Raw genomic sequence first — 19,355 nt, forward strand, 5'->3', positions numbered from 1 at the left:
GACGATGGCGAAAAAAATGCCGGAAATCGGAGATTATAAATATGGGTTCCATGACAAGGATGTCTCCATCTTCAGATCCAAACGCGGTCTGACGGAAGACATTGTCAGAGAAATTTCGAAGATTAAAGAAGAACCGGAATGGATGCTCGAATCACGCTTGAAAGCGTTGAAACTATTCTATTCCATGCCAATGCCGCAATGGGGCGGAGATTTGAACTCGCTGGATTTTGACGAAATTACCTATTACGTCAAACCTTCTGAAGCGAGCCAGACTTCATGGGATGAAGTTCCTGAAGAAATCAAGCGTACGTTTGATAAACTGGGAATTCCTGAAGCTGAACAGAAATACCTCGCAGGTGTTTCTGCACAGTACGAATCCGAAGTTGTTTACCATAACATGAAAGCGGATCTTGAAGACATGGGCATCATCTTTAAAGATACGGATGCAGCGCTTCGTGAAAACGAAGACCTCTTCAGAGAAAACTTCCAGACAGTCATTCCAGCAGCAGACAATAAATTCTCTGCATTGAACACGGCTGTTTGGTCGGGTGGTTCGTTCATCTATGTACCGCCAGGCATCAAAGTGGAATCGCCGCTGCAAGCCTATTTCCGCATCAACTCGGAAAACATGGGCCAATTCGAGCGTACGATGATTATCGTCGACGAAGGCGCAAGCGTCCATTACGTAGAAGGCTGTACGGCACCAGTTTACACGACGAACTCGTTGCACTCAGCAGTAGTTGAAATCATCGTGAAAAAAGATGCTTATTGCCGCTATACAACGATCCAAAACTGGGCGAACAACGTATACAACCTGGTAACGAAACGTGCTTTCGTTGACGCGAACGGCACGATGGAATGGATCGACGGCAACATCGGTTCGAAATTGACAATGAAATATCCTGCAGTCTTCCTTAAAGGCGAAGGCGCACGCGGCATGACGTTGTCGATTGCGATCGCCGGCAAAGGCCAGCACCAGGATGCAGGCGCGAAAATGATCCACTTGGCGCCGAACACATCTTCATCAATCGTCTCAAAATCGATTTCGAAGCAAGGCGGGAAAGTTTCTTACCGCGGAATCGTGCATTTCGGCCGCAAAGCGGACGGCGCACGTTCGAACATCGAATGCGATACTTTGATTATGGACAATCAGTCAACATCCGATACAATTCCTTATAACGAGATCATGAACGACAACGTATCGCTTGAACACGAAGCGAAAGTGTCGAAAGTCTCCGAAGAGCAATTGTTCTATCTGATGAGCCGTGGCGTTTCTGAACAGGAAGCGACAGAAATGATCGTCATGGGCTTCATCGAGCCATTCACTAAAGAATTGCCGATGGAGTATGCAGTCGAAATGAACCGTCTTATCAAGTTCGAGATGGAAGGTTCGATCGGTTAATCAATCAATTAATCAATCCCCGGCATGGAAAATGCCGGGGATTTTTTATGCCGTTTTGGAGGAGTGGATCTCCTCGTTTGCACGTACTTCGTTTTACTGCTTTTCCTAAGGGTATACAAGGGGTGAAGCAAAAATTTGAGGAGGGATTTTTCTAATGAGCCAAACTTTTGATGCGTTAAAAGAGAAAATCAGCAACGCTGACATGGGAGAAGCGAAAGAAATCATCACTCAAGTCAAGCAAGCATACGATGACGGCAAGATTGATGAAAGCGAAAAAAACGAATTGATGGATCTCGCAAAATCCAAAATCGGCGGCGGTGGGCTTGGAGGATTATTCTAAAAGCCTGCAGCTCAACTGAAAAAATAAGCTTTGGCATCTGTTAAGGATGGCCAAAGCTTATTTTTTCATGTGTTTTAAAGCTTCCCGCCTGCTCAGTGGCTGAAGCGTATGGGTAGAAACGAAGTCCAAGACCCAAATGGGATCTGTTTTTGCATATTCCCGCAAAGCCCAGCCGATGGATTTCTGAATGAAGAATTCGCGGGATTCGGCATGTAGAGAGATGATAGAGCCGAGCATTTCCCTGTCGGTCTGTTGTTTGAATTTCAACTGGTGCAAGATGGCTGCTCGCTGGGTCCATAAGTTTTCTGCATGTGCCCACTCAATAAGGATCGGGGCAGTAGTTTTTCGGTCGAGCAATACAATATGACCGGCGAGTTTCGGGGCAATGGCATCGACAGTGTCCCACCAGGAATTGGATTCGATTAGCAGGCGCAAAAACGGTAGGTCCTCCTGAGCCAATTCTTTTTTTGCTTTTTCCAGCAATTCAATGGCCGCGTAATGATATTCGCGTTCTGGCATTGCATACAATGCTTGGACGATGGACTTCAATTGTGCTTTTTCAGGGAGGAGATAGGCGGATAGCTGCTCTTTCATTAACGCGGTACGCAGAGGTTTCTGAATTCCTAAAAATGGGAAGTGGTGTTTCATATAAGCGGCCATCGGAGCGGCAAGCTCCGGGTTGCGATTGTCTTCAAAGCGTGCGATTAGGGCAGCTGTGTCCCATGGTTTTTTCATTTCCAAATACCTCCTGAAAAATAGATTGATGTGCGATTGTAACCATGTTTGAAATAGGGTGGGCTTTGCCTGGCATTGCATTAGCGAATCTCAAAAAGGACGCCTGTTTTGTTCTATGCTATCATAAAATAATAACGAAAATGGAGGCAGGGCGATGATTTATGTTGGATTGACGGGCTGGGGAGATCATCCAGATGTGTATAGCCCCGGGTCGAAACAAAAAGATAAATTGGTCGATTATAGTGCGCATTTTCCGATTGTGGAACTGGATTCTTCATTTTACGCAGTCCAGCCTGAGCGCAATATCAGCAAATGGATCCGCGAGACGCCGGACAATTTCCAATTCGTCGTAAAAGCATATCAGGGCATGACTGGGCATCAGCGCGGGGAAAATCCATTCGAGACCCGCGAGGAAATGTTCGAAGCTTACAGGTTGTCTGTCCGGCCGCTGAAAGAAGCGGGGAAGCTAGCCATGGTACTGTTGCAATTTCCGCCGTGGTTCGACTGCCAGAAAGATCATGTCGATGAAATCCGCGCCATTATCGGCGAATTGCAGGAATTCGACTTGGCGATCGAATTCCGCCATCAATCTTGGTATGCGGATGGCATGAAAGAAAAAACGCTGGAATTCCTCCGCGAACACGGGTTGATCCATTCGGTCTGCGATGAGCCACAGGCAGGGGATGGCTCAGTTCCGCTTGTCCCCGAATCCAGCCGTCAAGATAAAGTGCTGCTGCGTCTGCACGGGCGTAATGTCCACGGCTGGCTGAATCCCGGTAATGCTGAAAAATGGCGGGAAGTGCGTTATCTATACGATTATAACCGTGAGGAACTAGAAGAGATCAGCCGGGCTGTGAAGCATCTTGAACAGCAGGCAGAGCAGGTATATGTGATCTTCAATAATAATTCAGGCGGACATGCAGCGGGCGATGCAAAACAGTTCCAGGAATCAAATGGTTTGCATTTCGAAGGCTTGTCCCCGAAACAGCTCGACCTGTTTGAAGGCGGGTTCTGATGGTATTCCTGATCCTTTTAGTAGTCGGACTTGCTTCAGGGATCGTCGGCGCGCTTATCGGCCTTGGAGGAGGCGTCGTCTTGGTGCCGGTGCTGCTATTCCTCAGCTCTTCGGTAAGTGTATTTCCAAACTTATCGCCTCAACAGATTGTGGGGCTATCGGTCGTTATGATGATCTTCATCGGCTTATCTTCAACGATTGCCTATATGAAGGTTGGCACTGTCGACTACCGAAGCGGGTTCATTTTCTTTATCGGCAGTGCGCCTGGAACGGTTTTAGGCGCCTTCGTCAACAGCAGTCTTGATGTGCCGTCCTTTCAATTGTATTTCGGCCTGCTATTGGTGTTCTTATCGTTGCTGCTGTTGCTCCGGGATCGCTTAAAGGCGGTGAGCTGGTTCGTTGATCACGGCAAAAAGCTAAGTTTCCATGACCGTCGAGCTGATCAGGAATATGTCTACGGTTACCCGATATGGTTTGCGCTCTTATTGACTTTTTTCGTCGGCTTTGCGTCCGGGCTATTCGGCATCGGCGGGGGTTCGATTCTCGTACCCGCCATGATCTTGCTGTTTTTATTTCCGCCTCATGTAGCCGTTGGGACGTCGATGCTGATGGTCTTTCTGTCGGCCATCGTTAATTCCATTACGCATATTTCACTCGGCAATGTCCCGTGGATCTATACTTTGGCCATTATCCCCTCAGCCTATATCGGCGCGAAAATCGGTGCCAAGCTGAACCGCAGTATCAAATCCGACACACTGGTCCTCGTGCTGCGGCTCGCATTATTATTACTCGGGCTCCGCTCGATTTACGAAGGAATTTTCAGTTCATAATGAGGTGTTTGACATGAGTGAAATCATCCATATTTATCATACGAACGACCTGCATAGCCATTTTACACACTGGCCCCGCATCAAATCCTTGCTGACAGAGCGCAGGCATTGGCACGAGGAAGCGGGCGACGTGTGTTTAGTCCTCGATATTGGGGACCACGTTGACCGTTCGCATCCTTTTACGGAAGGAACGGCCGGCAAAGGCAATGTGCAGCTGCTCAATGAAGCGGGTTACGATGCCGTGACTATCGGCAATAATGAAGGGATTACACTGTCCAAAGCAGAACTGGACGAATTGTACGTGCAGGCAGATTTTTCTGTAGTGGTTGCGAATCTATTGGATTTGGATGGCAAGCAGCCGGAATGGGCAAGCCCGAACCAAATCATCGTAACGAAGGATGGCACGAAAATCGGCATCATTGCAGCAACAGCGGAATTCACTCCGTTTTACCGCCGTCTCGGCTGGCAAGTGACGAACGGCAGGGAAGTGATTAAGCGGGAAGCGGCCGAAATCCGCCAGTCGGTCGATTTTCTTATCTGCATGTCCCATCTTGGCATCAGGGAAGACGAACTGTTGGCAGCAGAATGCCCGGAACTCGACATTATCTTGGGGGCGCATACCCATCATCTATTCCATCAAGGAAAAGAAATGGGCGGGACCTTGCTCGGTGCTGCCGGTAAGTTCGGTTATTATATCGGCCATATTGAAATTGATATAGCGACACGCAAGATGACCGCGGAAGTGATTGAAACCGACCAGTTGCCAGAAGCTGATGAAGGGTTCAATGAATACTTGGTCGGCGTCGGCAAGCAACAAATGGCTGAGACGGTTTTCTACAATGATCGGCATTTAAAAGCTGAATGGTTCAAACCTTCTCCTATGGCAGAATTATTTGGCGATGCCTTGGTTTCGTTCGCCTCGGCGGATTGCGGATTGTTCAATGCCGGCATTTTCATGGAAGATATGCCAAAAGGCGAGATGACGCGCTACGATTTCCACCGCATGCTGCCGCATCCGATCAATCCGTGCGTCATCGATCTCAGTGGCGCGGAGCTAAAAGAAATTTATCTTCAATCCTTGAACGAAGACTGGCCGCAGCTCGAGCTTAAAGGTATGGGCTTTCGGGGAGCGGTGTTCGGCCGGATGATTCATAGCAACATGGATATGGACGAGCATCAACTGATGGTCGGGGGCGAACCTGCTGACCCGAATCGCATTTACCGGCTGGCGACACTTGACCTGTTTACATTCGGCTACTTTTTCCCAGCATTGAAGCGGGCGCAGAAGAGCTATTTCATGCCTGAATTCCTGCGTGATGTTTTCGGTGATTATTTTCGCATGAAAGCCATTAAATAGAAGGAACATTCAAAATGGACTGTTAGTTGATTTCGTGTGCTTTTTGGGCTATGCTTTTTATGAATTAGATATCGATGGGTAGAGGCTGCAGCCTTCATCAGTAGAATGTGCGAGTTTGACCGCGTTGACCACATTCGAAAGGGAAGCTTGCCGAAATCACTGTTTCCGGGTCAGGGGAGCGGAGATTGGGGGCATTTCGAACAGGAATGCCACTGTCATTTGCAGTTTACTGCGGATGGAGAGCTACAGGGTTGTTTGATGCTTGTGCACACAGACGAATTGTAGGAAGCCGGTTTATCCCTTGGATAAACCGGCTTTTTTGGTCTAAGCCTTACCATCAAAACGAATAGGAGGAAATCTAATTATGGAAAACACAATCTTTTCGATACTGCCGCCAATTATCGCGATTGCGATGGTCCTGTTGACGCGTCGCGTATTGCTGTCGCTCGGCGTCGGCATCGTAGCGGCTGCGCTGATCTTGACTTCGTTTGCGCCAGTTGAGGCAGCGAATGAATTATTTACTTCATTTGCAGTGATTTTTTGGAATGAAGGCTTTAACGCTTACAATGTCTTCATCATTTTGTTCTTGTTATTGCTGGGAGTGATTACAGCATTCGTCAGCTTGTCTGGCGGTAGCCATGCATTTGCCGATTGGGCATCTGCGCGTGTGAAAACACGCCGCGGGGCGAAATTGGTTACGGTATTTCTCGGCATCTTGATTTTCATCGACGATTACTTCAATGCCTTGGCCGTCGGGCAAGTCGCACGGCCGATTACGGATCGCTATAAAGTATCGCGTGCAAAACTAGCTTATTTCATCGATTCCACGGCTGCACCGATTTGTGTCGTGTCTCCCGTATCCAGCTGGGGAGCTGCCATCATCGGGATCATCGGAACGATTTTAGCTGGACAGACCTTCTTGGAATACTCAGCGCTGGAAGCCTTCCTATGGATGGCACCGATGAACTTCTACGTCATCGCGGCACTCGCCATCGTATTCTTCGTCGCGATCCGTGATGTGGATTTCGGGGAAATGAAAAAACATGAACGCCTGGCGATTACAGAAGGCCAGTTGTTCAATCCAGATAAAGTGATTCCCGGGGAAATGAAAGAAGATTTCCCGAGCCACGCACACGGACGTGTCCGTGATTTGCTGTTGCCGATCCTGTTATTAATCGTCGGGACAGTCGCAGCGATGATGTGGACAGGATATGTAAATGCCGATAGAGTATTTGACATCTGGCTCATTTTCGAAAACACGGATGTGCCATTATCCTTGATCACAGGCGGAATCATCGGTGCGCTTGCTGCGATTATCCTGTACGCCATCCAGATCAGACGAAACGAAGTGGCAAAAGTGCAGTGGATCGGCAGAGGCATCTGGGCTGGCATTCAATCGATGGCTGGTGCAGTGTTTATCTTGATCTTTGCGTGGTCGCTGACTTATTTGATCGACGCGTTGCAAACTGGGACTTATCTTGCCGATGCAGTGGCACGCGGCAATGTGCCGACTAGTGTACTGCCGGTTCTATTGTTTGTGCTAGCAGGAGTCATGGCCTTTTCAACAGGCACTTCTTGGGGCTCGTTCGGGATCTTGCTGCCGATCGCTGGAACGATCATGATCCAGGCAGAACCTGAATTATTGCTCGCTTCTTTGTCTGCTGTATTGGCAGGCGCGGTATTCGGAGATCACTGTTCACCGATCTCAGATACCACCATTTTGTCGTCAACAGGTGCAGGAAGCAACCATATGGACCATGTCGTCACACAGTTGCCGTATGCATTGACTTCTGCAGCGATCGCAGCGGTAGGGTATATCGTCATAGGCTTTACCGGCTCCTTGCCTCTGGCTCTCGGAGCGGTAGCAATCGTCTTGGCAATACTATTCATTTTCTGGTCTAAACGCACAACTTTAATGGAGAAACATGAACAGAACTAAGATTTGAAAGGTGGAGATACTATATCTCCACCTTTTTATTATTATAATAATAGTTTTTCTGAGAAATTTTCAGAAATTATCTTTACTTTGAACAGGGTCCTAGTTATACTAAATTTAGATTCCAAAATAATCTGAATATAAACAAACTTCCTATTTTTCTGTTAAAAAATTGGAAGCTACCAACAAAGGGGGAAGAGAAATGGAACGTTCTACATGGGGAACGAGAGCCGGTTTTATCATGGCGGCGGTCGGTTCAGCAATAGGACTAGGGAATATTTGGCGGTTCCCGTATGTAGCATATGAAAATGGTGGGGGCGCATTTTTTATACCGTATTTGTTTGCTCTTTTAACAGCCGGGATTCCAATTCTTATATTGGAGTTTACTATCGGCCATCGTTATCGCGGATCCGCACCACTTTCATTCTTTAGAATGAGCGGCAAGAAAGCCGAATGGCTCGGCTGGTGGGCGATGTTCGTGTCGTTCGTCATCTCAGTGTATTACGCGGTTATTATCGCTTGGGCGATGCGTTATACCTTGTTCTCATTCAATCAGGCATGGGGGGAAGATACAGAAGGCTTCTTATTCAATGACTTCCTTCAACTAACAGTGAATCCAGGTGAGACAGGGGGAATCGTCTGGGGCATTTTCATTCCGTTAGTGATTGTTTGGGCCATCACACTCGGCATTTTGCTTGCCGGCGTTAAAAAAGGAATTGAGATGGCCAACCGCATTTTCATTCCGACTTTGGTATTGATATTCATTGTTATCGTTATCCGTGCGGTCACATTAGACGGGGCAGCGCTTGGACTAGAGGCATTCTTCGAGCCGAACTTTGATGCCATCATGGATCCGACCGTCTGGGTTGCGGCCTATGGGCACATATTCTTCAGTTTATCGGTCGCCTTTGCGATCATGATCACATACTCTAGTTATCTGCCGAAAAAATCGGATATCACAAACAACGCGTTCATCACCGGTTTTGCCAACTCAAGCTTTGAATTGCTTGCCGGTATCGGGGTGTTTGCGGTACTTGGTTTCATGGCGACGCAATCCGGCGTAGAAGTGGCGGATGTGGCATCTGCCGGGGTTGGGCTCGCGTTCGTCGTATTCCCGGCGATAATCAATGAATTCCCAGGGTTCAACGGCCTCTTTGGCTTCTTGTTCTTCCTGTCATTGACATTAGCGGGACTTACATCGCTCATGTCGATCACAGAAACGTATGTCGCTGGATTCAGTGAAAAGTTCGGCATTTCGCGCCGCAAAGCAGTTGCATTCGGCGGCGGCCTTGCCGCATTGATTTCCGTCCTATTCGCTACTCAAGGCGGATTGTTCTTCTTGGATATCGCCGATTACTACATCAACCAATTCGGTGTCGCGGCAGTCGGTCTTGTGGAAGTCGTCATGGTTGTCTGGATCTTGCGTAAAGCAGGCGATTTGCAGAACCATGCAAACGAAATCTCGGATATCCACCTGGGCGGTTGGTGGAAATTCAGCCTTGGCGTTATCACACCACTCATTCTCGGGTATATGATGTTCGGCTTGCTGCGCTTGAATATCTTCCAGCAATTCGAAACGGAAACAGGAAACTATGAAGGCTATTCCAATATGTTCACTTTATTCGGCGGTGTGGCTGTCGCAGCAGGAGCCCTGCTCTTCGGCATCTTGTTCTCGCTCGGCAAATGGCATAAAAACTATCGCTATTACGACGAGCATTCCGAACATCCGGCGAAAGAAAAAGAATAAGGAGGGATTGACATGTCAGTTAGCGCAATTGTAGTCATGATCATCGGGATGGTCCTCCTATGGGGAGGGCTTGCAGCAAGCATTTTCCACGCTGTGAGATCGAGCAAAGCAAATAAAGCAGAAGATTTAGGATAGAATGGGAAACCTCCGGCAAACACTCTGCCGGAGGTTTTTGTTTATCTGGGCACCTATAGCGCAGCTTGTCCGCATAGCCTTGGTGTGATACATTTGAAGCAGGATTCTAGCAGGAAAAGCAGAATGATGCGAGCCTAGGCTTTTGTCATTACTAGGTATGGATGGTGAGAATATTGATCACAATTGAGAAATGGAATTACGAGGTGATCGTGGATCATCGCGAAGGATTTCAGGAAGAAGCGTTCCAGAACAGGTACAGCGATATTCTGTCCAAATACGATTACATCCTGGGTGACTGGGGATACGGGCAGCTTCGCCTAAAAGGCTTTTTTGAGGATAGCAACAACAAAGCGAGCTATGATACGAAAATCAGCACGCTCCAGGATTATTTATACGAATACTGTAATTTCGGATGCTCTTATTTTGTCTTGAAAAAGGCCGGAAAAGCGCCAGAACCAGAAGTACAGGAACAACCAGAACCAGAAGTGCAGGAACAACCCGAATCCCCTGAGGCAGATTGAGCCGCTGGGGGTTTTTTTGGGTCCATATGATATGATAGAGAAGAAACGAAACAGCGAGCAACAGCAAAATGGAGGGACTCAATATGTACTTTATCGACCGCGGAAAAATCAAGCAAGCCATCACTTATATGGATGCGCTCATAGCTTTATATGAAGAGAATGGCCAGTGGGATTCGTTGAAAGATCAATTGGCTCTGGAGCGTCTCGCACTCGGGGCGATTGAAGCAGTGATCGATGTCGGGAATTCCATGATAGATGGTTTCATTATGCGCGACCCGGGTAGTTACGAAGATATTATCGATATATTGGTGGATGAAAAAGTGATTACCGAAGAAATGGATCACCCCTTAAAAGAGCTCGTCGGGCTGCGCAAGATGCTCGTACGTGAATTCATAGCCGTCGACCACGGAGAAATCGAACGCGTGATGGATGCACATTTGGATAGCCTGAAACAATTCGGCCCTAAAGTGGCCCATTACCTTGAACATGAACTTGGCCCGGTCTCGGCGTTCATTCCGGAGAACGAGAATGGAAAAAATTAAGCGCTATAAGGCGTATTGCCTGGATCTGGATGGCACGGTGTACCGGGGCGAGGCGCCTGTAAAAGAAGCTGCCGAATTTGTCAGCCGTTTGCAACAACAAGGCATCGAAGCTTTTTTTGTCACGAACAACGCTTCCAAAACGCAGGGGCAATTGCATGAAAAGTTGAAAAGAGTCGGTGTCAATGCCGATAAATCGCGCATCATGTCTTCGGCGGTCGCTGCTGCGAAATACATCAAGCGTTGGTATCCGGGCCGAACGGTTTATCTGATCGGTTCGGATGGCTTACATGAAGCACTTAATACCGAAGGAATTGAATGCGTCGAAAAGCAGGCAGATATCGTCCTAATGGGGCTCGACCCGCAGATCTCCTATAAAAAGCTTTCGCGTGCTTGCCTTGAGGTGCAGAATGGAGCCGTGTTCTTGTCGACTAACCAGGACTTGGCATTCCCTTCGGAAGAAGGATTTCTTCCAGGCAACGGAGCGATAACGGCCGTCGTGTCAAAAGCGACAGATGTCGATCCGGTATTTATCGGCAAGCCGGAAATCCATATGCTCGAAGCCATCCAATATGAATGGGGATTTGAAAAAGAGGAGATGGTGATGATCGGGGATAATTACGACACCGATATCCAGGCAGGGATCCGCTTTGGCATCGATACGGTGCACGTCAATACCGGCGTGACCCCGATGGATGCGGTGTTGCAAAAAGACCATCCTGCGACACATATGCTAGAAAACCTCAGTTTTTGGAAGCATTAAAAAAAGCCGTCCAACAGGCGGCTTAAAATAACGGGTTTTCTTCTATGAACTCATATATTTTCTTGGTTAGCTCTTCAGGGGTATCCGCTTCCACAATTTCACCGTTCACAAGTGCAAACAAGGATTCGGCACATTGGCTGCAGTAGCTTAAACAACCATATTCGAGTACATCCAAATTCGGGTCCTGCTCTAATTTTGCAAAAGACTCTTCCGAACCATTGGCGAGATTGCTCATGCAAAATTCAATAATCGGGTTCATTCCAGCTCACCTCACTACAAGGAAATCCTACCGTGTTTCCGTGCAACCGTCAATTAATTGATTTTGCCGTGAAAGGATTGTGAAAGTTATCACAATCAGCTATACTCATATTTGGAATCAACAGCAGAATGACGGGCTAAAGGAGAATTATATGAAAAAACTAGTCTTACTAGGTGGCGGCTATGGCAATATGCGGGTCTTGCTTCGGCTCTTGCCGAATAATTTCCCGCAAGACATGGAAATTATCCTCATTGACCGCACGCCTTTTCACAGCATGAAAACAGAATTTTACGCACTTGCTGCAGGCACAGAATCAGACCACGAGGTGCGTGTTCCGTTTCCGGAGCACGAACGCTTGAAAATCGTCAATGGCGAAATTCGGGAAATCGGCCTTGAAGAAAAATGCATCTTTTTAGAAGACGGCCAGCGCATCGCTTATGATGAATTGGTCATCGGGCTCGGGTGCATTGATAAATACCACGGGGTCCCGGGGGCGGATGAGTTCACATATAGCATCCAGACCATCGGCAACTCCCGGAAAACCTACGAAGCCTTGCTTGGCTTGAAATCAGGGGCCACTGTTGGGGTGGTCGGAGCAGGGCTCAGCGGCATCGAACTTGCCAGTGAATTACGCGAAAGCCGCAAAGATCTGCAAATCAAGCTGTTTGACCGCAGCCCGCGGATTTTGCGTGACTTCCCGGAGCGGCTCAGCAATTTTGTCAAGAAATGGTTCGACAATAATAACGTTGATGTCGTGTCCAATTCGAACATCACCAAAGTAGAGCCGAATCTGCTCCACAACCATGAAGAAACGATCCCGGTCGATGCAGTCGTCTGGACGGCGGGCATCCAGCCGGTCAAACCGGTGCGCGACTTGAATTTGGAAAGCGACAGCAGCGGGCGTGTTATCATCAACCAATACCACCAATTGCCGAACGACGACAATGTCTATGTCGTCGGGGATTGTGCCGCACTTCCAATGGCGCCTTCTGCACAGCTTGCGGAAGAGCAAGCCGAACAGATCGTCAAAGTGCTGCGCATGAAATGGAAAGGCGAGGCATTGCCAGAGACGATGCCGGAGATCAAGCTGAAAGGCTTCCTCGGCTCGCTCGGGAAAAAACAAGGCTTTGCCTACCTCGCAGACCGCACCGTCACTGGACGCATTGCGCGTCTGATGAAATCGGGCGTCTTGTGGATGTACAAATGGCATAATGGGTAAAGAAAAAAACGCTCCCCGGAGCGCTTTTTTTTATTCAGCAGCGGCAAAGCCGTGTTTCTCGAGCTCCTGGTAGACGGGCTTCAATTGAATATAGCCTTCACCGACGACTTCGCCTTCGATCAGCACAAGTGGATAGAAAAATTCATCTTCCAAGATGCGCTCCGCGTATTCTTGCTGCTTGGCATCTTGCAACGGTTTCTCAATATCGATATAGCTTATTGAAAATGGCTGATCTTTGTATTTTCTCGAGATGGCTGCCTCGAGCCATTCGTAGGTATCCTTGGATGACGGAGCGTTTACACAGCTGGCACAGATCTGATCGGTTCCATAAACTTCGATGTTCGGTTTTTTTGTCATGAATATTGGCCTCCTGAAAATTCATTATTGGCTTTTTGTGCTTATTCACATTATAATGATTGTAATGAAAGGAGTCGATAGAAATGACTGAAGCTATGATGGAAGATCAAGTAATGGAAGTCTTAGATAAATTACGGCCATTCCTTTTGCGCGACGGGGGAGACTGTGAATTGGTGGATGTAGAGGACGGCATTGTAAAATTGCGCCTACTCGGTGCTTGCGGCAGCTGCCCAAGTTCGACCATCACATTGAAAGCGGGCATCGAACGCGCGCTTGTCGAGGAAGTTCCTGGCGTCGTTGAAGTGGAACAAGTCTTTTAATGTCCAGGGGCCTTCTACAGGTCCCTTTTTATGTCCGCCATCAATCAGGCGGTAAAATGGAAAAGAAAGGGTGAACGTAGATGACACAAGTTGTAGAAATTACAGAAGCCGCTTCTTTCCAAGTGAAGGAAATGATGCGCCATAACGAAGAGGAAGGTTCTTATCTGCGCGTGGCTGTAAAAGGCGGCGGCTGCAGCGGCCTGACATATGGCATGGGTTTCGAGCCGGAAGTGGCAGAAACGGACGATCAATACGAACAGCACGGCATCCGCATTTTGATCAATAAAGAAGATGCGCCGATTTTACAAGGGACTATAGTGGATTACAAGCAATCCTTGATGGGTGGCGGATTCACCATTGATAACCCGAACGCTATCGCCTCATGTGGCTGCGGCACAAGTTTCCGCACCGCCAAAAAAGCAGGGACTCCTGAAAACTGCTGATGCAAGAACCCGCTTTGTGACAAAAGCGGGTTTTTTTAATTTTCGTTTTTGCTGTGCATCCCGTGTAAGGGCATTCAACTGTTGAAAAGCATTTGCAAAAGGGCTAATATAGAGGGTAGGTGTTTACTGGAATCTGTTTTATTATTTCCGGTACATAAAATGACTTGAAGGTGGTTGCGATTGTGTTGAAAAGACCGTCAATATTAGTATTAGGTGCAGGCTATGGTGGATTGACTACTGTAGTGAACCTGCAAAAAGAATTTGGGACAGACGCTGCGGACATTACGCTTATCAACAAAAACGAATATCATTATGAAAGCACATGGCTCCATGAAGCGGCAGCGGGAACACTGCTTCCGGAACAAGTGCGCTATGATATCGCAGACGTCATCGATACGGGCAAAGTGAACTTTGTTCAAGCCACTGTCGAAGGCATCGACGTAGACAGCAAGAAAGTTTCGACGGACAATGGGGAATTCACGTATGACTTCCTTGTCATCGGACTTGGCTTTGAAGGGGAGACTTTCGGAATCGAAGGACTCGACACATATGCGTTGTCGATTGCAAACGTAAAAGCTGCGCGTTACATCCGCGAGCATATCGAATTCCAATTTGCGACTTGGTCCACTGAAGAAGTGAAGAACGACAGCCGTTTGACGATCGTTGTCGGCGGAGCCGGCTTCACAGGAATCGAATTCCTTGGGGAACTTGCAAATCGTGTGCCGGAACTTTGCAAAGAGTATGACGTGCCGCGCGAAAAAGTACGTGTCATCTGCGTAGAAGCTGCACCGATGGTCTTGCCAGGATTCGATCCGGAATTGGTAGACTATGCAGTCGGCCATCTTCAAGCGAAAGGCATTGAGTTTTCTATCGGAACGCCGGTCGTCGAAGCGACTCCTGAAGGCGTGAAGATCAAGAAAAATGACGATGAGTTCGAATTCATCCATGCCGGAACTGTCGTTTGGGCAGCAGGCGTCCGCGGCAACCGCTTGATTGAAGAGACATCCATCGAAAGCATGCGCGCGCGCATTAAAGTTGAAAAAGACATGCGTGCACCAGGTTATTCCGATGTATTCATCGTCGGGGACTGCGCATTGATGATCAATGAAGAAACAAATCGTCCGTACCCGCCAACTGCACAAATTGCGATGCAGCAAGGCGAACGCATTGCGAAAAACATCAAAGCACTTGCAGGCGACGGTACGACAGAAGAGTTTGTTCCTGATTTGAAAGGAACTGTCTGCTCACTTGGCGAAGAAGATGCGATCGGTGTTGTCTTCGGCAAGAAAGTGACTGGCAAGCGCGCGTCGTTCATGAAGAAAATGATCGATAACCGAGCATTGTACATGATCGGTGGGCCTGGATTGGTCTTGAAAAAAGGTAAATTCAAGGTACTATAAAAATGAAAGCCTCCCAGTGCGGGGGGCTTTTTTTCACATCGCAATAAGGAGTGGAAGCCATGTCGAGAAGCAAAAGGGGAGATGTCTGGCTCGGTGCTGCCGGGCTGGTCGTAAACCAACGGAACGAATGGCTCGTCGTCAAGAAGCGCTACGGCGGGCTTCACGGAAAATGGTCTTTGCCAGCAGGATTTGTCGAAAAAGATGAAACAGTGGACCAAGCAGCCTTAAGGGAAGTCAAGGAAGAGACCGGTATCGATTGTGCAGTGCTTGGCATGATCGGTTTCCGCTCGGGAGTGATCAAGGAGAGGGTCAGCGACAATATGGCGGTCTTCCTGCTGCGTCCGCTCGAAGAAGAACAACCCATCCTAGCACAGCAAGAAGAGCTTTATGAAGCCGCGTGGCGCTCTCCGCAAGACTTATCGGAAGATCAAGATGCCTCGGTCATGCTCCATGAAATGGCTTCGTACATAGTAGAGGAAGGGTTCGAACCAATCGAAGACGTCGACCCCGGTCATATTTTCGGCTACACCGACTATAAACTGTTTTTCAGGCATAAATACTGAATATTAATTAACAGATAATTTAGAAAAAGAAAGAATGATAAAGAATAAAAGAGAATAACGGAGATAAATACGTTTGTATCCGTTTACAAACGTCTTTTTTTATTTGCAGTGGTTTGCGATACGTGATATATTACCAATTATCAGAATATTAAAAACAGAGGAGGTGTTTCGAATGACAGTCTTCAAGAAGAGAACAACTGCAACCCATTGCCCATATTGCGCGGGCCAAGGATATTTCCAACTACGGTTGGGCGGCTCCGAAACGTGCTCCTGCTGTTCAGGATCCGGGAAAAACAAATAAACTGTGAAAATGCCAAAGGGGCTGTCCCATAAGCCCCTAAAATAAAGCAGACGGAGAAAAAGAATTTCTTTTTCTCCGTCTGTTTTTCATTTATTGGTGAGGTCACTGAAAGTAGCCGGCGCATGCCGGCTACTTTCAGGAGGTTGTGGGCCAATGCCACAATCCCGAACTCTGTATGCACTTTCTCTAAGCCCCGGAGGAGAAATCGGCGGAACGACCGATTGCCCTTGATATGACCGAACACACTTTCTACGTCAATTTTGCGTTGGGCGTAGATTTGTGTCTTCGTTTCATCTTCAAGAGCTGCTTTGGCCTTCGCTTTCATTTCTTCATAAATGGGATTCCATTGGACTTGTCGGTTGCCTTTTGCTTTCGTGCAGAGGGCTTTTAACGGACAATCCGAACAGTCTTCGCATTCATAGATTTTTAAGTTTTGTTCGTAACCGGAGGCATTCTTTTTATTCAGGTATTTTTTAAATGCGACACGCCGACCATTCGGACAGATGAAACAATCTTCCTCCTCTAGGTATGTCCAATTTTTCGCGTGTTTGATATTCTTCTTGTAACTCGCTGATTTTTCCTTCAGATACATTCCATATGGAATGAGAAAGTCGAAATGCGGCTCTTTTTCATCGCCCAACGCATACAGGTAATTCTCTTCACTGCCATAGCCTGCATCGGCAATGACCGTCTTCGGCATGGGCAGGCTGGAAGCCGCTAGTTTCTCCAGATGCGGAAGAAAACAGCGCGTGTCCGTTGGTCGCTGATGTATCGAATAATAAAGAATGAACTGATTTTCTGTGGCCATTTGTACATTATAAGCTGCTTTCAATTGACCATTTTTCATGTGATCATCTTTCATTCGCATAAAGGTCGCATCCGGGTCTGTTTTCGAAAAGCTGTTTCGATCACCGAAGATCTCGTGGTACTGACTATATTTCTCCAGACGCGGAAGGAAATCTTCGCGAATCGCTTTGACCGGCTTTTTCCACTCACTGCGCTTGGACCGGAGTTGCTTTCGTTTTTCGGTATCGTCTTCCAGATCAAGGGCTTCCGTGAATGCGTCAATCTGTTCTTCCATGGCTTCCGCCATTTCTTCCAGCTGTTCAGGCGTTGCTTCTTCTACCTGTTCGTTGAGTGGAATCGCTTCAGCTGCGGCCAGTTCATGGATATGCTGAATCGTTTCGGCAATCTTTACCTTCAACTTGCCTTCGAAATTCTGTGTCGCTTTTTTCCAGACGAATGAATACTTATTGGCATCAGCTTCAATTTTGGTGCCATCCAAAAAATAATGCTCCATAGTGATGTAGTTCTGTTCGATCAGCTGGTGAATCATCTGTTCAAAAAGGGAGTCCATCATCGCTTTTAAGTGGTCCGAACGGAACCGGTTAATCGTTCGGTGATCTGGTTGTTGGCCAGCTGCGAGCCACATGGACGGAATGTGTTCAGTAAGTGTTTCTTCAATACCTCGAGAAGAATAGATTTTCTTCGAATAAGCGTAAAGGATAACTTTGGTCATCATCTTTGGATGGAAAGAGCTTCTTCCGCCGCCTTTATAGTGCGCGAAAAACAGCTCATCATCAATCAATTCCACCATTTCGTCGATGACCCGGGCGACATGGTTGGCTGGCACAAGATCTTGTATATCAAAGATGGCAAAGCCTTGTTGGTTGTTATAGGGAATGAACGTAGGACTCGCTTTTTTGGATAGCGGAACGCCAGTTCCTTCTCCCAGAGCGAGTGGAAATGCGGCTTGTTCAGTGTTATAATTTGAGGAAGTAATCTTCGGATTGCACATAAAAATCGTCCTTTCTCTAATGGTGGTGTGGTAACTCCCATTTTACAGAAATGGACGATTTTTTTGTATCCTTTTTTCTTTTTAAACCGGCTGATGGGAATGGAGACGGCGACTCCAGCGGGAACAGCGCGAGCCGAAGACCCTGGACTGAGCGAAGCGAGGGAAGAGGCTAAGGCCGTGCCCGCGGAAAGCGTCCGTCGAAATGGACATCAGCCTTTTCTTTAGAAGACGAAAATGGACTGCCCCTAAAAGTCACTTTTCATGACCTTTTGGGACAGCCCCTTTTTTATATGGACTGGGCTTCTGTGACAAAGTCATGAATACTGTCCCTCCACATTGAAAGGGCTTTGTCTTTCGGGTAAACTGAGGAAAGGAATAACGGAGGTTAGAGTCCATGAACAGTTCATTTACCATTGTCCAATTGATCATTTCCATCTTGCTTTTCTACGTGATGTTTTTCGGCATCGGCTTTTTGCTGAACATGCTGCTGCGCATGACATGGCTGATGGCGGTTGTATATCCGGTTGTCATCTTGCTCGTCATTGACGATGTTGGCGTCTTTGATTATTTTACGGCTCCAGGCGAATCCTTTTCCATGCTTGGGGAGACAATCCGTTCATTGACGGGAAGCGATATTGCCGTACTGACGGCTGGGTTCCTCGGGGCAGTTACTTCTGGAATCGTTATGAAAATATTGCGCAAGATGGGGTATCAAATGTTTTGATGCCGCTTATAGAAAAGCCGGTCCGCATCTGCGGGCCGGCTTTTTTTCTAGAGCATGCTGTAGAAGACCACGGACAGCGCGATTCCTGTCAGCGCCCCCATGAACACTTCGCTCGGTTTGTGGCCGAGCAGTGTTTTGAGCTCTTCAATTTTCTCTTCTTCTTTCTTTGATGGCCATTTACGGGTTTCTTCCATAAAATTATTCAAATCCTGGCGCAAGCGGTTGATCGTCAATGCTTGTTGTCCAGCCTGAAAACGCACCCCTGTTGCGTCATACATGGTAATCACCGCAAACAAGGCGGAGACTGCGAATACTGTGGATGAAATGCCTGCTTCATAGGCAACTGCGGTTGTCAATGAAGTCACCGCAGCGGAATGAGAACTCGGCATTCCGCCGGTCGATGTGAAAAGTCCCCAATTCAATTCCCGAGTGACCGCGAATTGAATGGGAATTTTAACGAATTGGGCGAAAAAAATCGCGAACAGCGCAATCATTAATGGCGTATTGGATAAGAGTTCCATTTGGCAAGCAGCCCCTTCCACTTAAATTCCGTACAGAAAGTATAACATACGCCTAGGGCGGCACGCGCTTAGTCAAGCTATTCCGGAAGCCGAAGTAATGTTACACTGGATATGCAGTTAAAAGGAGGAT

The 19,355-nt window shown here is 47.6% G+C and carries 22 protein-coding genes, 1 pseudogene and 1 riboswitch; of the genes and pseudogenes, 18 read left to right on the top strand and 5 right to left on the bottom strand.

Features of this window, described 5'->3' with window-relative positions; genetic code table 11:
• Positions 1 to 4 precede the first annotated feature (4 nt).
• Both sufB and G3255_RS06275 read left to right on the top strand, forming a co-directional pair.
• A complete protein-coding gene (sufB, locus tag G3255_RS06270) occupies positions 5 to 1,402 on the top strand; it encodes a Fe-S cluster assembly protein SufB (protein ID WP_058381208.1) in 1,398 nt (465 codons plus the stop codon).
• Between the two features lie 154 nt (positions 1,403 to 1,556).
• The gene (locus tag G3255_RS06275; protein WP_211653750.1) at positions 1,557 to 1,742 is read left to right on the top strand and encodes a hypothetical protein; all 186 of its coding nucleotides are present in this window, start codon (positions 1,557 to 1,559) and stop codon (positions 1,740 to 1,742) included.
• A 57-nt stretch (positions 1,743 to 1,799) separates the two neighbouring features.
• On the opposite strand, the gene G3255_RS06280 is transcribed toward G3255_RS06275, so the two are convergent.
• Positions 1,800 to 2,477 carry a DNA alkylation repair protein gene (locus tag G3255_RS06280; RefSeq protein WP_211653751.1) on the bottom strand — a complete coding sequence of 226 codons (678 nt, stop codon included), beginning with the start codon at positions 2,475 to 2,477 and terminating at the stop codon, positions 1,800 to 1,802.
• 154 nt (positions 2,478 to 2,631) lie between these two features.
• On the opposite strand from G3255_RS06280, the gene G3255_RS06285 reads away from it, so the two are divergent.
• From G3255_RS06285 to G3255_RS06325, 9 genes are all read left to right on the top strand, one after another.
• Entirely contained in the window at positions 2,632 to 3,492 is an 861-nt protein-coding gene (locus tag G3255_RS06285) for a DUF72 domain-containing protein (RefSeq protein ID WP_211653752.1), read from the top strand.
• Positions 3,492 to 4,322 (top strand): sulfite exporter TauE/SafE family protein, encoded by an 831-nt coding sequence (locus G3255_RS06290; RefSeq protein WP_211653753.1) that lies wholly within the window; start codon positions 3,492 to 3,494, stop codon positions 4,320 to 4,322. Before G3255_RS06285 ends, G3255_RS06290 begins: the two co-directional genes overlap by 1 nt.
• A 13-nt stretch (positions 4,323 to 4,335) precedes the next feature.
• Positions 4,336 to 5,679, top strand: a complete 1,344-nt coding sequence (locus G3255_RS06295; RefSeq protein ID WP_211653754.1) for a bifunctional metallophosphatase/5'-nucleotidase — start codon at positions 4,336 to 4,338, stop codon at positions 5,677 to 5,679.
• Positions 5,680 to 5,750: 71 nt separating this feature from the next.
• A riboswitch (Lysine riboswitch) is annotated at positions 5,751 to 5,933 on the top strand.
• Between the two features lie 110 nt (positions 5,934 to 6,043).
• Positions 6,044 to 7,618 (top strand): Na+/H+ antiporter NhaC family protein, encoded by a 1,575-nt coding sequence (locus G3255_RS06300; protein WP_211653755.1) that lies wholly within the window; start codon positions 6,044 to 6,046, stop codon positions 7,616 to 7,618.
• 199 nt (positions 7,619 to 7,817) lie between these two features.
• Entirely contained in the window at positions 7,818 to 9,362 is a 1,545-nt protein-coding gene (locus G3255_RS06305; RefSeq protein WP_211653756.1) for a sodium-dependent transporter, read from the top strand.
• Positions 9,363 to 9,374: 12 nt separating this feature from the next.
• Positions 9,375 to 9,497, top strand: a complete 123-nt coding sequence (locus tag G3255_RS06310; RefSeq protein ID WP_157073458.1) for a methionine/alanine import family NSS transporter small subunit — start codon at positions 9,375 to 9,377, stop codon at positions 9,495 to 9,497.
• A gap of 173 nt (positions 9,498 to 9,670) precedes the next feature.
• Positions 9,671 to 10,018: a YutD family protein gene (locus G3255_RS06315; protein WP_211653757.1), complete on the top strand. Its 348-nt coding sequence runs from the start codon at positions 9,671 to 9,673 to the stop codon at positions 10,016 to 10,018.
• An 83-nt stretch (positions 10,019 to 10,101) separates the two neighbouring features.
• Positions 10,102 to 10,560: a DUF86 domain-containing protein gene (locus G3255_RS06320; RefSeq protein WP_211653758.1), complete on the top strand. Its 459-nt coding sequence runs from the start codon at positions 10,102 to 10,104 to the stop codon at positions 10,558 to 10,560.
• Positions 10,547 to 11,320 carry a TIGR01457 family HAD-type hydrolase gene (locus tag G3255_RS06325; protein WP_211653759.1) on the top strand — a complete coding sequence of 258 codons (774 nt, stop codon included), beginning with the start codon at positions 10,547 to 10,549 and terminating at the stop codon, positions 11,318 to 11,320. The genes G3255_RS06320 and G3255_RS06325 overlap by 14 nt, the downstream gene beginning before the upstream one ends.
• A gap of 22 nt (positions 11,321 to 11,342) precedes the next feature.
• Here the strand turns inward: G3255_RS06325 and G3255_RS06330 are convergent, their stop codons facing one another.
• Positions 11,343 to 11,579, bottom strand: coding sequence for a YuzB family protein (locus G3255_RS06330; protein ID WP_058381198.1), 237 nt, complete (start codon positions 11,577 to 11,579; stop codon positions 11,343 to 11,345).
• Positions 11,580 to 11,730: 151 nt separating this feature from the next.
• Here G3255_RS06330 and G3255_RS06335 point away from each other — a divergent pair, with 151 nt between their 5' ends.
• The gene (locus tag G3255_RS06335; RefSeq protein WP_211653760.1) at positions 11,731 to 12,798 is read left to right on the top strand and encodes an NAD(P)/FAD-dependent oxidoreductase; all 1,068 of its coding nucleotides are present in this window, start codon (positions 11,731 to 11,733) and stop codon (positions 12,796 to 12,798) included.
• Positions 12,799 to 12,828: 30 nt separating this feature from the next.
• On the opposite strand, the gene G3255_RS06340 is transcribed toward G3255_RS06335, so the two are convergent.
• On the bottom strand, positions 12,829 to 13,155 hold the full coding sequence (locus G3255_RS06340) for a YuzD family protein (RefSeq protein WP_211653761.1): 327 nt from the start codon (positions 13,153 to 13,155) through the stop codon (positions 12,829 to 12,831).
• 83 nt (positions 13,156 to 13,238) lie between these two features.
• On the opposite strand from G3255_RS06340, the gene G3255_RS06345 reads away from it, so the two are divergent.
• The 5 genes from G3255_RS06345 (at position 13,239) to G3255_RS06365 (ending at position 16,182) form a co-directional block, all read left to right on the top strand.
• Entirely contained in the window at positions 13,239 to 13,475 is a 237-nt protein-coding gene (locus G3255_RS06345) for a NifU family protein (protein WP_058381195.1), read from the top strand.
• 80 nt (positions 13,476 to 13,555) lie between these two features.
• Entirely contained in the window at positions 13,556 to 13,918 is a 363-nt protein-coding gene (locus G3255_RS06350) for a HesB/IscA family protein (protein ID WP_058381194.1), read from the top strand.
• A 185-nt stretch (positions 13,919 to 14,103) separates the two neighbouring features.
• Positions 14,104 to 15,318, top strand: coding sequence for an NAD(P)/FAD-dependent oxidoreductase (locus G3255_RS06355; RefSeq protein WP_211655780.1), 1,215 nt, complete (start codon positions 14,104 to 14,106; stop codon positions 15,316 to 15,318).
• 59 nt (positions 15,319 to 15,377) lie between these two features.
• Positions 15,378 to 15,881: an NUDIX domain-containing protein gene (locus tag G3255_RS06360; RefSeq protein WP_211653762.1), complete on the top strand. Its 504-nt coding sequence runs from the start codon at positions 15,378 to 15,380 to the stop codon at positions 15,879 to 15,881.
• Between the two features lie 172 nt (positions 15,882 to 16,053).
• On the top strand, positions 16,054 to 16,182 hold the full coding sequence (locus G3255_RS06365) for a YuiA family protein (RefSeq protein ID WP_167456537.1): 129 nt from the start codon (positions 16,054 to 16,056) through the stop codon (positions 16,180 to 16,182).
• Between the two features lie 139 nt (positions 16,183 to 16,321).
• Here the strand turns inward: G3255_RS06365 and G3255_RS06370 are convergent.
• Positions 16,322 to 17,980 (bottom strand): annotated as a pseudogene (locus G3255_RS06370) (IS1182 family transposase); the annotation flags it as partial.
• Between the two features lie 394 nt (positions 17,981 to 18,374).
• Here G3255_RS06370 and G3255_RS06375 point away from each other — a divergent pair.
• A complete protein-coding gene (locus tag G3255_RS06375; protein ID WP_058381191.1) occupies positions 18,375 to 18,704 on the top strand; it encodes a YuiB family protein in 330 nt (109 codons plus the stop codon).
• A 47-nt stretch (positions 18,705 to 18,751) separates the two neighbouring features.
• Here the strand turns inward: G3255_RS06375 and G3255_RS06380 are convergent, their stop codons facing one another.
• Positions 18,752 to 19,225, bottom strand: coding sequence for a divergent PAP2 family protein (locus tag G3255_RS06380; RefSeq protein ID WP_211653763.1), 474 nt, complete (start codon positions 19,223 to 19,225; stop codon positions 18,752 to 18,754).
• Positions 19,226 to 19,355 lie beyond the last annotated feature (130 nt).

The sequence above is a fragment of the Planococcus sp. MSAK28401 genome (genome assembly GCF_018283455.1).
Lineage (GTDB): Bacteria > Bacillota > Bacilli > Bacillales_A > Planococcaceae > Planococcus > Planococcus alpniumensis.